The sequence below is a fragment of the Veillonellales bacterium genome, assembly GCA_039680175.1.
Taxonomy (GTDB): Bacteria; Bacillota; Negativicutes; order JAAYSF01; family JAAYSF01; genus JBDKTO01.
Window position 1 is genome coordinate 1 of sequence record JBDKTO010000113.1, and the last position, 14894, is coordinate 14894.

A 14894-nucleotide genomic window follows, 5' to 3' on the forward strand; every position below is an offset into this window, starting at 1 on the left:
TTTTGTTTGACATAACAATGATTTTCTTTGCACATGCCACTGTACACAAGGCACACCCTTTGCATCTTTCCTCATTAAACACAGGCCTGGGCATTACTGGATCCCTCCTTAGTTTTTGTACAAAGAGACTTTAGCCTTATTTTTTATAAACCGGCCGCAATCTTTTCACCCATCTCCGCCGTTGACACAAGCTTCAAGCCCGGCTGATACAAATCAGCGGTGCGGTATCCTTCCGCCAGCGCCTTCTCGACCGCCTGCTCAATTGCTTCCGCCGCGCCATCTTCTCCCAAGGAATACCGCAGCAGCATAGCTGCCGATAAAACAGTTCCGATGGGATTTGCCACACCCTTGCCGGCAATATCCGGCGCCGATCCATGTATCGGCTCATACAATCCCGGTCCGTCGCCGATGCTGGCTGACGGCAGCATCCCGATGGAACCGGACACTACAGCGGCCTCATCGGTTAGGATATCGCCGAACAGATTGCCGGTCACAATTACGTCAAACTGCTTTGGCCCTGTCACCAGCTGCATGGCGCAATTGTCCACATATAAATGGCTCAGTTCCACATCCCGGTATTCCCCGGCAATTCTTTCCGCCGTACGCCGCCATAACCGGGAAGATGCCAAAACATTGGCCTTGTCCACCGACACAACCCTTTTCTTGCGGCCCTGAGCGGCTTTAAACGCCACATGCATGATCCGTTCCACTTCCGGCACACTGTAAATTTCCGTATCCCAGGCCGTCTCCACCTGACTGTCCGCCTGCTTCTCACATCTGGGACCATAATAAATCCCGCCGTTTAACTCCCGCACAATCAGAATATCCGTACCGTCCACCACCCCGGCTTTCAAAGGGGAATATTCCAGCATACCGGCTGTCACCCGGCTGGGACGCAGATTGGCATACAAGCCTAAGGCTTTCCGCAGTCCCAGAATTGCTTTTTCCGGCCTGATGTCAGGCGATACCTGATCCCATTTAGGGCCGCCTACCGCTCCCAGCAGCACGGCATCGGCCTGCTTTACCGCCGCCAGCGTACACTCCGGCAGGGGAACGCCATAGTCATCAATTGCCGCACCTCCGGCCAGACCGGTTTCAACCTCCAGGTCTATGGCTGCCCGGCCGGCGGCTTTTTTTAGAACGGCAACCGCAGCTGACGTTACCTCTACCCCTATCCCGTCACCGGGAATTACAACAATTTTTTTTGCCATTTCTTTTACTCCCCCTTAACATAATTGATAAGGCCGCCGGCCCGGGCAATGTCCTGAATAAACCCCGGCAGCGGCTGGGCTGTTAAAACCTGGCCGGTAGTTTTATTGGTAACCATACCCCCGGCCAAATCCACCTCCACCTTATCGCCTTCCCGGATACCGCTCACGTCTTCCCCCAGCTCCAGCAGCGGCAGTCCGATATTGATTGCATTCCGGTAAAAAATCCGGGCAAAACTAGCCGCGATAACGCAGGTAATGCCACTGGCCTTAATAGCGACCGGCGCATGCTCCCGGGAGGAACCACAGCCGAAATTCCGGCCGGCAACCAGAATGTCTCCTGTTTTAACGCTGCCGGCAAAGGTGGTATCAATATCCTCCATACAATGTTTTGCCAGTTCCTGCGGTAAGGATGTATTGAGATATCTTGCCGGAATAATCACATCCGTATCCACATTGTCGCCATACCGCCAAACTTTTCCTGTTAAAATCATTTCACTACCTCCCCTGGCGCACCAATACGCCCTAATATTGCACTGGCGGCGGCCACAGCCGGTCCTGCCAGGTATACCTCGCTGTCTACATGACCCATCCTGCCGCGAAAATTACGGTTCGTTGTAGATACCGCCCGCTCCCCGGCGGCAAGGATTCCCATATGTCCGCCCAGGCACGGCCCGCAGGTGGGAGTGCTGACTGCGGCTCCGGCCTGAATAAAGATTTCGGTATAGCCCCGCCGCATGGCTTCCAGGTAAACTGCCTGACTGCCGGGTATCACAATAGTCCGCACCCTGGGGTGCACCTTTTGACCGGACATTACGCTTGCCGCCTGGGCCAGATCCTCAATCCGGCCATTGGTACAGGAGCCGATTACCACCTGATCAATTGGCGTCGGCTGCAAATCTGCCACCGGGCGGACATTTTCCGGCAAATGGGGCAGCGCCACTACCGGAGTGAGTTGACTGAGATTAATGTTTATCCTTCTGCTATATACAGCGTCAGCATCGGCACTTTCCACCGTATAGGGCTTTTGAACCCGCCCGGTAACATACTCCCGGGTAATTTCATCCACCGGGAAGATGCCGTTTTTTGCTCCGGCTTCGATAGCCATATTGGCAATCGTCAACCGATCGGTCATGGACAGGGACTTAACTCCCTCGCCGGTAAATTCCAGTGACTGATAGCGGGCCCCATCCACACCGATCATGCCGATCAGTGTCAGAATCACGTCCTTGCCGCATACCCATTCCGGCAGTGTTCCGGTTACGTTTACCTGTATCGCTGACGGTACTTTAAACCAGGTTTCACCGCTGGCCATTGCCGCCGCCATATCCGTCGAGCCGACGCCTGTGGCAAAGGCCCCCACCGCCCCATAGGTGCAAGTGTGGGAATCGGCGCCGATAATGACCTCTCCCGGCGCCACCAAACCGGCTTCCGGCAAAAATACATGTTCAATGCCCATTCTGCCTACTTCGTAATAATGGGTAATCTGATGCTTCCGGGCAAATTCCCGCACGGTCTTCGCCATTTCCGCCGACTTGATATCCTTATTCGGCGTAAAATGATCCGGCATCAGGACAATCTTTTCCGGATCAAACACCGGCCGGCCGATTTTCTCAAATTCCCGGATTGCCGGCGGCGTTGTAATATCATTGCCTAATACCACATCAACCTTGCATTGAATTAATTGTCCCGGCTCCAGCTTTGATTGCCCGGAATGGCGGGCAAATATCTTCTCCGTCATTGTCATTCCCATAGCTAAATCCCCCCTGCTGTTTGTTCTTTTGCCGGCCGGCCGCAGGCCGCCAGCATTTTATTGACCGCATTCACATAAGCCTTGGCGCTGGCCTCAATGACATCGGTGCTAAGACCCCGCCCGATGAAAGTGCCGCCGTCCCGCTCCAGCCATACGGTTGCTTCCCCTAAAGCATCTTCACCGGCAGTTACCGCTTTCAATTGGAAATCTTTCAGTTCAATGGCAAACCCGACTGCTTTTTCAATTGCCTTAAAAGCAGCATCCACCGGACCGTAGCCATCGCTTACCTTCTCTACCTCTTGTCCGTCTTTTGTCTCCAGCTTCACGGAGGCCATCGGCAACGTATTATTACCACTGACCACATGATGCCGCGTTAAACGGTACCATTCCGGGATTGCCACCCGTTTATCGGAAACCATTGCTTCAAGATCCCGGTCGAACACAACCTTTTTGCGATCAGCCAAGGCTTTGAACTGAACAAAAAGTTCATTAATTTTCTGACCGTCCAGTTCATGGCCCAATTGTTTCAACCGCTCTTCAAAGGCATGCCGTCCCGAATGCTTGCCAAGGACAATAGCATTCCGGCTGATACCGACAATTTCCGGCTGCATGATTTCATAAGTCAAGGAATTATTCAGTACACCATGCTGGTGGATGCCCGACTCATGAGCAAAAGCATTTTCGCCCACAACAGCTTTAGTCGGCGCTACTGCCACGCCGGTTAACGTACTAACCAGCCTGGAGGTCCGGTAAATTTGGCGTGTGTCCATACCGGTTGCCGCATGATAGTGCTCCCGGCGCGTATAAAGGGCCATAACCAGTTCTTCCATTGCCGCATTCCCGGCCCGTTCCCCCAAACCGTTGATTGTACATTCCACCTGAGTGGCTCCGTTGGCAATCGCCGCCAGAGAATTGGCCACTGCCATACCTAAATCATCATGGCAGTGAACACTGATTTCAGCCTGATCAATATTGGGAACATGTTCCCGGATATAGCGGATTAAGGCGCCAAACTCTTCCGGCGTACTATAGCCCACAGTGTCCGGCACATTAATGACAGTTGCCCCGGCCGTTATCGCTGCGCCATAAATCTGGCATAAAAAATTCCAATCCGACCGGGAAGCGTCTTCTGCCGAAAATTCTACGTCATTGACAAATTTTTTGGCGTAACGGACAGCTTCCTTCGCCTTTGCTAAAACCTGAGCCCTGGTCATTTTCAATTTGTACTCCAGATGAATATCGCTTGTCGCAATAAAGGTATGGATACAGGGCCGTTCAGCCTGCTGCAGCGCTTGCCAGGCCAGATCAATATCCTTCTTGTCCGCTCTGGCCAGCGCGGCAATCACCGGACCTTTCACCTGCTCGGCAATTTGCTTCACAGCTTGAAAATCGCCGGGTGAAGCCACCGGAAATCCGGCTTCAATGACGTCCACCTTTAGCTTTGCCAGTGCTTGAGCAATTTCCAGCTTCTCTGCTGCTTCCAGACAGACGCCCGGGGTCTGTTCACCGTCCCGCAGTGTCGTATCAAAAATTCGAATTACTTGATCATCCATACTGATTCCTCCATTATAATATAATAAAAACCGCCCCTACTAACGCTGTTCTGCGTTAGTAGGGGCGGTAAAATCCGCGGTACCACCCTACTTTCTTACTCAATACGCCGAATATACTATTCTTCGGCTCCCGGTTAACGCCCGGCTGCGTTCCCGCCTATCTGCATACAAAACACATTTGCCGTGTGCAAGATGCCTGTCAGCTGAAATTCTCCTGGGTGAGGTAACGGCAATGATCCTGCACCGGCTTTCATCACCCGCCGGCTTTCTGCAGCAGTTTGCATCATTGCTTTAGCCCAGTCATTGTTGGTAGCGTTATGAAGTTGGATTGGCTGTGGGTTGTTGGCTCATGGAACTTGGAACGGGGTACTTGGCTTGTGCTAAAAAAGGCCTGCGAAAAGTCCCGGCTAAGCAAGAAACTTTCCGCAGGGCCTTTTATACCCACGGTGTAATGCGGCCCCTTTGCCGCATTCTGCGCCGCTCGGTCCTGACCTGTAAACAGCGGAACCCTAGACGCACTTTCTGAATCAAAAATGTAATTTTGTATACATTATCCCAGTACGCGAGTCTTTTGTCAAGCAATTTTTACAATTATTTTTTCCCCGTCACTTTATACCAGGCCGCATACATGGTGGGTAAAACCAACAGCGTCAATACTGTGGCGCCAAACAGACCTCCGGCAATAGCAACCGCCATCGGCCCCCAGAAGTTACTGGGCATCAGGGGAACCATACCTAAAATCGCCGCCGTCGCCGTCAGCATGATGGGACGGAACCGAAGTACGGCCGAATCGATAATGGCATCCCAGCGGGATTCTCCGGCCTGAATATGCTGTTCAATCTGATCAATCAGAATCACCGAGTTGCGGATAATCATTCCTCCCAGGGCCAAGATTCCCAGCTCCGCCACAAACCCAATAGGGCGCTGAGTCAGCAGCATGGCAAGGCTGACGCCGATTATCCCCAGCGGCGCTGTCAGCAGTGTCAGCAGCATCAGGGGAATCTTCTGCAGCTGCAGCATCAACAGAGTAATAATAATAATCATCATTGCCGGTAACGGCTGCAGCATGTACTGAGAAGAGTTGTTGCTGTCTTCCATGGAACCGCCCAGCTCAATGCTGTATCCTGGCGGCAGACTTTGGCGCAAGGCGGATAAATTTTCGTATTCCTGTTTGGCAGCGTCATTGCCTGTCATACCGGAAATCACGTCTGCCTGAACGGTGATGGTCGGCTTCAAATTGCGCCGCCAAATCAAGCCTTCTTCCGCATCATAACTGATTTTGGCAATCTGATCCAGAGGAACATATTTGCCGCTGCCAATATGAATGGGAAGATCTTTGACATGAGCCAGGTCCTGCCGATTCTGAGAATCCATGCGAAACACAATACTGACCGTCTTGTCCTTCTCTCTGAATTCAGCAACGGCGGCCCCGGACAGTTGGGCTTGAAGGTCAAGGGCCAGCGTCTGGCTGTCGATGCCCAGCATTCTGGCTTTATCCTGATCTACCGCCAGATGCATCACCTTATTTTTTTCATTCCAGTCAAAATTAATATCGGCAAGATTGTGGTTCTGGGCCATCGAATTGGCCACCTGTCCGGCGATCTCCCGGACTTTTTCATGTTCGTAGCCACTGACTCGCAGCATCACCGGATAAGCCGACGGCGGTCCGGTTTGAATTAATTTGACGTGACCGCGGACATTTGCGAAGTCCTGCGCAAATAACGTGTCAATTTTTTGATTCAGTCGGATGCGGGACGCCACATCCTTGGCAACGATCACAAACTGGGCATAATTATCCGCCGGCAGTACCGGTTCGATTGTCAGCACAAACCGGGGAGATCCTTCCCCCACATAATAACTGCAGCTTTCAATATCCGCATCGCCTTCGATGAATTCTGCAAGTCGCTGCGCCTCCTGTTCCGTTGCCTTGAGCGAAGCCCCCTCCGGCAGCCTCATTTCCACGATCAGTTCCGGCCGCACCGACGGCGGAAAAAACTCCTGTTTGACAAAATGCAGCAGCAGAATAGAACCGGCAAAACAAGCAGCCGTCAGCACAAGGACTTTTTTGCGATTTTCCAGACACCAAACCAGCACCTGCCGAAACCGGTGATAAAAAAGTGAGTCATAAACGTCTTTCTCTTTATCCCCCGACCCTTTTGTCCGAATCAAATTATATCCCAGCAGGGGAGTGACAAAAACGGAAACCAGCCAGGAAATCAGCAGCGCAAAAGTGACCACGGCAAACAAGCTGCTGGTAAATTCCGCCGCCATTCCTTTGGAAAATCCGATAGGAATAAAACCGGCACAGGTAATCAGCGTTCCCGTCAGCATGGGGAAAGCAGTAGCCCGGTACGCATAGCAGGCGGCTTCAAACCGCTCCCAGCCCTGTTCCAGCTTCACCGACATCATTTCAACGGCAATAATGGCGTCATCCACCAGTAACCCCAGAGCAATAATCAAAGCTCCCAAAGAAACCTTATGCAGTTCAATATCAGCAATCTTCATGCAGACAAACACACCGGCAAGAACAAGGGGAATCCCCAGAGCCACTACAATGCCGGAACGGAAGCCCAGACTGAGAAAACTGACCAAAAGAACAATGATAACGGCTTCTTTCAGTGACTTTACAAATTCATCAATAGACTCCTTAACCACTTTCGGCTGATTGGAAACCTGACTGATTTCCAACCCCAGCGGCAGCTCTTGTTTGATCTGCTCCACCGTTTTTCCCAGATCATCCCCCAGCGAAAGAATATTGCCGCCCTTTTCCATGGATACGGCGATGCCGATGGCCGGTTGTCCATTATAGTACATTTTCGGCTCCATCGGTTCACTATAACTCCGCTCAACCCTGGCAATATCGCCCAGCCGAAAGGTCCGGCTATCAGCCCGGATCGGCAGATTCCGGATGCCTTCCAAATCCTCGAACATGCCGCTGATTCGCAAATACACATTATCGGAAGGTGTTTCCACCATCCCCGACGCTGTCATGGCATTTTGTGCTTTCACCGTATTGATAATCAAATTGGGGTCGATTCCCAACTGGGCCAGTTTGCTATTTTCCATCTCAATATAGATTTTTTCCGGCTGTACGCCAATCAGATCAACCTTTTTCACACTTTTGATTCCCAGCAGGATACGGCGGATTTTTTCCGCCCGGTCCCGCATCTCCTCATAGGTAAATCCGTCGGAAGTCAAGGCGTAAATGCAGCCGAATACATCGTCAAACTGGTCGTTGAAATAAGGCCCGACAACGCCTTGAGGCAGCGTGTCCTTCATATCGTCAACCAGATTGCGTACTTCCAGCCAGGTCGGCCGGACTTGTGCAGGGCTTAAATTTTCTTTCAGATTGACATAAACAACCGCCTGGCCCGGCCGAGAATAACTTGTGATATAATCCAGCCCCGGCGTATCCTGCAGCTTCTTTTCGATTTTGTCGACAACCTGCTCTTCCACCTGACGGGCGCTGGCTCCCGGCCAGGCTGCCGACACCACCATTTCCCGAATCACAAAATCCGGATCTTCCATTCTTCCCAGTTGCTTGTAGGAAATAATCCCCATAATAAAAATTGCTATGATAAAGTAATAAACCAGCTGTTTATGCTTTAACGCCCATTCCGTCAAATTGACGCTCTTCATTGGCCTTCACCCGCGGTCTTCACCTGCTGCCCTTCCCGCAGTTTGTGGACGCCTGCCGTAACCAGCATTTCGCCGTCCTGAAGTCCGGCCAGCAGTTCCACCTGCCCGTCGCCGAAGGCACCGAGCGTAACCGGCTTCAGTCTGACAACGCCGTTTTCGATTACCCATACACAAGGGCTGTCTCCTGTCTGATAAATAGCCGACAGGGGAATATAGGCGACCCGTCCGCTGCCTGCATTGCCGATCGTTACGGCCGCAGTCATCCCCAGCTTCATTTCCGGCGGTGGATCAATCAGACTAATCCGCACTTTATACGTCCGGGAAACTTTATCCGCCATCGGCGCGATTTCTCTCACCTTGCCGTCAACCACCCGAGCGGGCAGCGCCCAAAAGGCAACGCGGATTTGCCGGGCCGCCCGCAGTTCTGCCAGCCGATTTTCCGGAACGTCGATTTCCACTTCCCGTTCTCCGTCCCTAACCAGGGTAATCACCGTTTGGCCGGCACTGACTACCTGCCCCGTCTCGGCATTTACCGCGGAAATGACTCCGCCGCTGTCGGCATACAGTGCGCTGTACCCTAATTGATTGGAACTCTGGGCATATTGGGCCGCTGCCTGCTGAACCGCCGCCAGGGCGGAATCATAGGCATTTTGATACTGATCGTACTGGGCCCGGCTAATGGCATTTTGCTCATACAATTGCTCATAACGGTGCAAGTTGCTTTCTGCCAGCCGCAATTGGGATTCGGCCGCATAGACCTGAGCGGAACCGATGGATACCGTTTGCTGAATATCTTTGGGATCAACCTCCATAAGAACATCTCCGGCCCGGACTACGCTGCCCAAATCCACATTTCTCCTAATAATTTTTCCACTGACCTGAAAGGCAAGCTGACTCTCGTATCTTCCCCGGACCTCACCGGAGTAAGTGGCACTTTCACTAAGTCCGTCCAATTTAACAACCTGCGAACGAACCAGCGGAATTTCTTCCTTCACTTTGTCTTTATTACCACACCCTGTCAATATCAAACATATACCCAAGATAAAAACAGTTATACCATTTCGAATCAACCGGCTTTTCACTTTATTCCCCCCACTTCAACTTGCAGCGGTAAGTACTTTAAAAATCTTATTACCAAATTTTTTGCGGCTACCGTGAAGAACTTCACCCCTATTGAAGTCAGAGTAAAATCATTGATAACTATTCGCTATGAATCTGCCTTTCCCTTTGAAGCCTTAAATTTGCCTGCCATTCATCATAATAACATAAACCTTGCGCTCTTTGCGTCTTTGCGGTTCCAAAGCCCCCGTATTTTCAAACTTTACCAACCCTTAACTGCCCGATATACCGCCTCAGCCACTGCCTCCGGCTTCACCTTGCTCATACAGCTGGCAGCACCGCGCGGACATTTTGTCTTATGACAAAATGAGCATTCCCCCTTACTGACCAATACCCCTTCCGTCTGTCCCGGGGGTGCATATATTCCGGGGTCTGTCGGGCCGAATATGGCTACCGTCGGTACGCCCAAGGCTGCGGCAATATAAAGCGGCCCCGTATCCCCGGTGACCACTGCCGCTGCTTGCTGAATAATGCCGGCCATTTCAAGCAGCCTCGTTTTGTCGATGGCATTAACGATAGATAGACCGGCCTTTGCCTGAATATGATCGCCCATTGCCACTTCCGCCTTGCTGCCGCACAGCACAATTTTAAAATTTTTACCGATAATTTGTCCGGTCCGGGCGAAAAATTCGGCCGGCCAATTTTTTGTTATCCATGTCGTTCCCGGTACGAAAACAACAAATCGTTCCCCGGGGGAAATTCCGGCATCTTTCAGAAAAGTTTCAGCAAACTGCTGCTCTTTTTCCGGTACCTTCAAAATCATTTTGCGGTCTACAGTTGTAATCCCTAAAGGTGCCAGCACACCAAGATAACGATCAATAATATGTCTGCCAAGAGGTTCCGCCGTTTCCGTCATAAACAGCGAGTTAAATTCTCTCGCCCGACTCATGCCGATACGCCGGTCAGTTTGCACCAGCCTTGCAATCATACCGGTCAGAAACAGTCCGTGTATATCCAGCACCGCATCAAACCGCCTTGCCGCCAGTGCTTTTTTCAAATCGCCCCATAAAGCAAAAGCCTTGGCGAATTCCAGCTTTTTTAAATAGTTGTCAAACCTTTCCCTTGACCAAACCATAATTTCATCAATATACGGATTGTCTGTCAACAGCTCCGCCGCTATCTCACCGACCAACCAGGTGATTCTGCACTCCGGCCAGGCCATTTTTAACGACCTGGCAACCGGCGTACAATGAAGCACATCGCCAATCGAGCTGAGCCGAATAATTAATATTGCCTTCATCCTGTGACCACCCATCTTTATCCGTTAAAGTCATGCTGCCGCGAAGAAACCGATAGTATTATTCTGGCATCTTCCCCGGCAAATATTTCGTCTGCTATTCGTTAATAATTGGCAGCGCAGCATCAATTCAAACTGTAGCAAAAAAAGTTCTAAATGAATTCAAAAAATTAGGCAGTAGAATATACTAAACAGAAATTTTTCTTTCTACTCGACATTCTTTTTTCTATTTTGCCATATTTCTGTCAAGAATTCACGCTATAATTATAAAAAAAGGAGAGTGATAGCATGACAAGTGCTAGCATAATGCATCTGGGAATAAATAGCGTTTACCTTCTTCTCATCACCGGCTATCTTTTCTTTCTCTATCGGTTCAACAAGATCCTGGATCTGGATTAGAAGAGCATTTCTTTGGTACTATAAAAACAAAAAAACCAGGGATGATTACCCTGGCAAAAGAGCAGCGGTTTATGCAGAAAACAGCAGAGTCGACATGTTACCGGAGGAACTCTGCAGGCTGCTGCTTGTTGAGACACGGTGACGGTTCTTTTGTCTAACCTTGCAGCATTTTATTTATCTTATCTTCATTCAGGCCGGTAATTGATGCTATTTGGCTGATTAATAAATTAATAAATTCTAAAAAAGCAAAACCTGTTTTCATCATTGAGAAATATATCTTTTCTTTCATTACCGCCAATCATGCCATGGCACTATCCGCTGTTACTTTTTACTCGCTGGTGTCCTGGCACTGTAATTCCCTCCCTTCAACTTAAACTGAAGGGAATAATTTTGTCAAGACAAAAGAACCGTCACCTTGTCTTTTAAAGAGTCCACCATTATAAGTCCGGTCAACATAAATCCGCAAATGCTCGTCAAGCCTGTCCCAAAAATCGAAACTATTTTTATAATCATAGGCGCTGCCGGAATTCAAAATTTCCTTTGCTTCCTCACACAATCTAAAAAAGCTGTTTTGGCGATAATCCAGATCCTGCTCATCACATGGCAGCAGCCCTCTTGATTCCGCATAGCCGAAAAAGAGCATGCGAAATAAAAGCGTTATGGCATCCTGATAAATCATCCGGCAGGTTACGGAGTCGTATGTCTCTTGTCCCATGCTTTCTTTTAGCCCATAGCAGATATCTTTCAGTATCTCCTCCGCCTTGCCCCGCAAAAAGTTCTCGACCTGTTCGGCCTTCGCGTCAGACTTATCTTTGATCTGTTCAATCAGCAGCTCACCTGTCTCATCCCGGTAATATGTCCGGGCATTAAAGAACAAATGAAACAAGGTAAAGGCGTCATCTGATGCTTTACCTTGTTTCAAACTATTCTCCATATCCACTTCCAGATAATTTTCATAAGGGCTGACATTCTTAACATAATAAATCCGCCATTTGTAACCATTGGTAAGCATGGCCCAATCAATGTTTTGCTGTTTAGCCGCACTGACTGCCTTATATGCAGGATATCCGCCCTTACTCGCTGCATTTAGATCTGTATCTTTTTCAACAGCATATAGGACCACTGCCGGTTTGTCACCTGATGCCGGGTTATTGGTATAAAGAGTAAATATATGATTAGCCGCAGACACATATTGGAAGCCGATGGTAGCCAGCGCCGAAGGGATATACTCGCCCAACCAGTTGTCTCCATACTCATCATGATATTCCTTTATCGTCTTATAAACGTGGTCGATCTTCTTCCCGATTGTGTTTTTCTGCAGTTGAATATATTCTTTGATGTAGGTTTCAGAAAATAAAAAGTGATTTTCAAAATAACTCATTCATTTCACCTCAAACCGGAATTTGGTGCAAGTTATAGAAGATTATTTTCAGCAAAACTAAAGTATTGATCCCCGCTTACAATAATGTGATCATTGACATGAATGGCAATTGCACCCAGCGCTGCGGCAATACGCTTGGTTACTTCCTTATCCGCCGCGGATGGCTGCTGGGTGCCGCCGGGATGATTATGCGCCAGAACTACGCTGTTCGCCTGATGGCGCAATGCAGTCTCAACAATGATTCTTGGATATACCGGCGCTTCATTGATCGTTCCTTCATGAACCATTGCAGCGCAATTCACCCTGTTTTGCGCATCTAAACAAACAAGATAAAAAGCCTCGTACACCCTCCCGGCAAACAGGGAAACAATGTATTCACCCGCCTTGGCTGAACTGCTGAGTGCCGGCTTCTCGCCCCACTTACCCTTGAAGTAGCGTCGTGTCAAGGATGGAATCAGCGAAACCAGAATCGCCGTGTTTTCACTTACACCGCATCGCTGCCTGATGTCTTGGGGATCAGCTTCAAACAGACCGGCCAGAGAGCCAAATTCACCAATCATTTTATGTGCCAGTTCATTGGTATCCTTCATCGGTACAGCATAGAACAGCAGCATCTCCAACACCTGATGATCCGCAAAAGTATCCAGCCCCTCCGACAGGTACCTTGCTCTTACTCTCTTCCTGTGTCCCTCATGCATCGTCTCAGACATACACACCTCATTAGGTCATGCTAAGCTAAAAGAAGTTTATGACAGATTAGTTTATATTTCCAAATTCTTTTCTTCTAGACTAATGACCATAAATCCTATAAAAAAAACAGCTCGACAAAAATAATTTGCATTATTGAATTATGAACAACAAAAAAGCCAGGGATTATTACCCTGGCAAAAGAACAGCTGTTTATGCAGTTGTGTCTACCGTCGAGCTGATAAGATTGGACAACACCGTCGATACGGTACTGCTGGGTGAAGCGCTGTCAAAAGAACAGCCAGTTTGTTAGAGGAGGAAGCATCCTGCAGCACGGATAAGAAGGTGGCTGCGGTGCCGGCGGAAGAAGAACCATCCAGCGAAGGCAGCAGCGTCGACATGTTGCTGGAGGAACTCTGCAGGCTGCTGCTTGTTGCATTCAGATTCTGCATGTACTGAAACTGAGAAGACGTCAGCGAATTTTCACCCCTCCTGCTCTGAAAATAAAAATGTTTCTCTTATCATTTTATCGTAAAAAATCTTTGGATTTTATTTGAGTTTAAACTTTTCAGCTATATTTTATTATGACAAACCGTCCAGGAGTCAATCAGCTCCCTGCTCTGGCCGGAGACACGGTAATGGGGAGCCGCGGTGAAAAGACACGGTGACGGTTCTTCTTGTCTAACTTTGCAGCATTTTGTTTATCTTACCTTCATTCAAGCCGGTAATCGATGCTATTTCCCTGATCGATAAATTCTAAAGCAAAGCCTGTTTTCATCATTGAGAAATTTTACTCCTTGTTTTAACCAAAACCACATCGCAGGTGTCTAAAATCATCCGATATGATTTGCACAAGTTTAGTCAAAATCATTCGGAAAACCATTGTATTATAGTACTGAATATGGTACTATTAATGTATAATTTAGTACTAAATGCGGTACTATAGAAAGGATGATGGTTTATATTTGAGTCAACTTCAAAAACTACTGAACAGGGTAAGAAATAATCCAAAAACTGTACGGTTCGAAGAATTAGACAAAATATTAATAAGCGAAGGATTTAAGAAGCGTCAGCCTCGTGGTGGTTCCAGCCACTACACCTACACAAAAGGAAATCGAATATTGACTGTGCCTCACAAACGCCCATACATTCTTGAAAAGTATGTGGAGCTCGCGCTAGAAGCAATTGGAGATTGCTTTGAAGAGTAAATCCGCAGCGAGTCTCCTTTGATATATAGGGGACGATAGCCTAGCGAATAGCGGTACTTGCCAAACCGATGCTTGTGGCAAAATAAACTGCTCACGTTGTGTGCTTCGTCGTACCCTTTTAGCAGTTTTACAATAAATAATGAGGAGAGATATCATGAGCAACAAAGTGGAAAAAGATTTTTCCTATTTTAGATCTTTGCCTTACCGTATAGAATTGAATCCTGCGACAGAAGGCGGATTTGTTGCTGCAATTCCAGATTTGCCCGGTTGCATAACTCAAGGAGATACTAAAGAAGAGGCTTTGCAAATGATTGAAGATGCCAGGGCGGCCTGGATTGAAACCGCCCTTGAAGAAGGATTCGAAATTCCAGAGCCGGTTCCAAATGAGGATGAGTTTAGTGGTAAATTTAACTTGCGTATTCCTCGCTCCCTGCATCGCGATTTAACGAAAAGAGCGGAGCGCGAAAAAGTTAGCTTAAACATGTTAGCGACTTATATATTGTCAGCTAGCATGGGTAAAAATTTGAAATTGAAATAAAAGAAGACCGTAAATACGCAATGTCATTAAGTTAAGAAAACAAAGCGACAAAGAAACAACGGAAAAGACAGAGAGATTGAGAAATAATGGTCTCCCTGTCTTTTCTGTCTATTTTTGAGCACCACAAACAGACAGATTGTCATCTGCCAATAAAAGGGATATAGTAAATAGG

General features: G+C 48.6%; 13 protein-coding genes. 3 read left to right on the forward strand and 10 right to left on the reverse strand.

The window, feature by feature from the left end:
* Positions 1 to 143 precede the first annotated feature (143 nt).
* The 10 genes from leuB to radC form a co-directional block, all read right to left on the reverse strand.
* Positions 144 to 1211 (reverse strand): 3-isopropylmalate dehydrogenase, encoded by a 1068-nt coding sequence (gene leuB / locus ABFC84_17940; GenBank protein ID MEN6414621.1) that lies wholly within the window; start codon positions 1209 to 1211, stop codon positions 144 to 146.
* Positions 1212 to 1216: 5 nt separating this feature from the next.
* Positions 1217 to 1702 carry a 3-isopropylmalate dehydratase small subunit gene (leuD, locus tag ABFC84_17945; protein ID MEN6414622.1) on the reverse strand — a complete coding sequence of 162 codons (486 nt, stop codon included), beginning with the start codon at positions 1700 to 1702 and terminating at the stop codon, positions 1217 to 1219.
* Positions 1699 to 2961, reverse strand: a complete 1263-nt coding sequence (gene leuC / locus ABFC84_17950; GenBank protein ID MEN6414623.1) for a 3-isopropylmalate dehydratase large subunit — start codon at positions 2959 to 2961, stop codon at positions 1699 to 1701. Before leuC ends, leuD begins: the two co-directional genes overlap by 4 nt.
* Positions 2962 to 2963: 2 nt before the next feature.
* Positions 2964 to 4514 (reverse strand): 2-isopropylmalate synthase, encoded by a 1551-nt coding sequence (locus tag ABFC84_17955; GenBank protein MEN6414624.1) that lies wholly within the window; start codon positions 4512 to 4514, stop codon positions 2964 to 2966.
* A gap of 591 nt (positions 4515 to 5105) precedes the next feature.
* Positions 5106 to 8153 carry an efflux RND transporter permease subunit gene (locus ABFC84_17960; GenBank protein MEN6414625.1) on the reverse strand — a complete coding sequence of 1016 codons (3048 nt, stop codon included), beginning with the start codon at positions 8151 to 8153 and terminating at the stop codon, positions 5106 to 5108.
* Positions 8150 to 9235: an efflux RND transporter periplasmic adaptor subunit gene (locus ABFC84_17965; protein ID MEN6414626.1), complete on the reverse strand. Its 1086-nt coding sequence runs from the start codon at positions 9233 to 9235 to the stop codon at positions 8150 to 8152. Before ABFC84_17965 ends, ABFC84_17960 begins: the two co-directional genes overlap by 4 nt.
* Positions 9236 to 9474: 239 nt before the next feature.
* A complete protein-coding gene (locus tag ABFC84_17970) occupies positions 9475 to 10512 on the reverse strand; it encodes a glycosyltransferase family 9 protein (protein ID MEN6414627.1) in 1038 nt (345 codons plus the stop codon).
* A 550-nt stretch (positions 10513 to 11062) separates the two neighbouring features.
* Complete coding sequence (locus tag ABFC84_17975; protein ID MEN6414628.1) at positions 11063 to 11206, reverse strand: hypothetical protein; 144 nt, start codon at positions 11204 to 11206, stop codon at positions 11063 to 11065.
* A 72-nt stretch (positions 11207 to 11278) separates the two neighbouring features.
* A complete protein-coding gene (locus ABFC84_17980) occupies positions 11279 to 12289 on the reverse strand; it encodes a hypothetical protein (GenBank protein MEN6414629.1) in 1011 nt (336 codons plus the stop codon).
* 32 nt (positions 12290 to 12321) lie between these two features.
* Complete coding sequence (gene radC / locus ABFC84_17985; protein MEN6414630.1) at positions 12322 to 12999, reverse strand: DNA repair protein RadC; 678 nt, start codon at positions 12997 to 12999, stop codon at positions 12322 to 12324.
* 140 nt (positions 13000 to 13139) lie between these two features.
* Between radC and ABFC84_17990 the strand changes: the two genes are divergently transcribed.
* From ABFC84_17990 to ABFC84_18000, 3 genes are all read left to right on the forward strand, one after another.
* Positions 13140 to 13289, forward strand: a complete 150-nt coding sequence (locus ABFC84_17990) for a hypothetical protein (GenBank protein ID MEN6414631.1) — start codon at positions 13140 to 13142, stop codon at positions 13287 to 13289.
* On the forward strand, positions 13283 to 13435 hold the full coding sequence (locus ABFC84_17995) for a hypothetical protein (protein MEN6414632.1): 153 nt from the start codon (positions 13283 to 13285) through the stop codon (positions 13433 to 13435). The genes ABFC84_17990 and ABFC84_17995 overlap by 7 nt, the downstream gene beginning before the upstream one ends.
* A gap of 903 nt (positions 13436 to 14338) precedes the next feature.
* Positions 14339 to 14722, forward strand: a complete 384-nt coding sequence (locus ABFC84_18000) for a type II toxin-antitoxin system HicB family antitoxin (protein MEN6414633.1) — start codon at positions 14339 to 14341, stop codon at positions 14720 to 14722.
* The last annotated feature ends 172 nt before the right edge of the window (positions 14723 to 14894 follow it).

Bases quoted from the DNA above. Each gene is read 5' to 3' on its own strand.
- ABFC84_17955 (MEN6414624.1), bottom strand. From the start codon at position 4,514: ATGGATGATCAAGTAATTCGAATTTTTGATACGACACTGCGGGACGGT.
- leuD (MEN6414622.1), bottom strand. From the start codon at position 1,702: ATGATTTTAACAGGAAAAGTTTGGCGGTATGGCGACAATGTGGATACG.
- ABFC84_17990 (MEN6414631.1), top strand. From the start codon at position 13,140: ATGAACAACAAAAAAGCCAGGGATTATTACCCTGGCAAAAGAACAGCT.
- ABFC84_18000 (MEN6414633.1), top strand. From the start codon at position 14,339: ATGAGCAACAAAGTGGAAAAAGATTTTTCCTATTTTAGATCTTTGCCT.
- leuC (MEN6414623.1), bottom strand. From the start codon at position 2,961: ATGGGAATGACAATGACGGAGAAGATATTTGCCCGCCATTCCGGGCAA.
- leuB (MEN6414621.1), bottom strand. From the start codon at position 1,211: ATGGCAAAAAAAATTGTTGTAATTCCCGGTGACGGGATAGGGGTAGAG.
- radC (MEN6414630.1), bottom strand. From the start codon at position 12,999: ATGTCTGAGACGATGCATGAGGGACACAGGAAGAGAGTAAGAGCAAGG.
- ABFC84_17960 (MEN6414625.1), bottom strand. From the start codon at position 8,153: ATGAAGAGCGTCAATTTGACGGAATGGGCGTTAAAGCATAAACAGCTG.
- ABFC84_17970 (MEN6414627.1), bottom strand. From the start codon at position 10,512: ATGAAGGCAATATTAATTATTCGGCTCAGCTCGATTGGCGATGTGCTT.
- ABFC84_17980 (MEN6414629.1), bottom strand. From the start codon at position 12,289: ATGAGTTATTTTGAAAATCACTTTTTATTTTCTGAAACCTACATCAAA.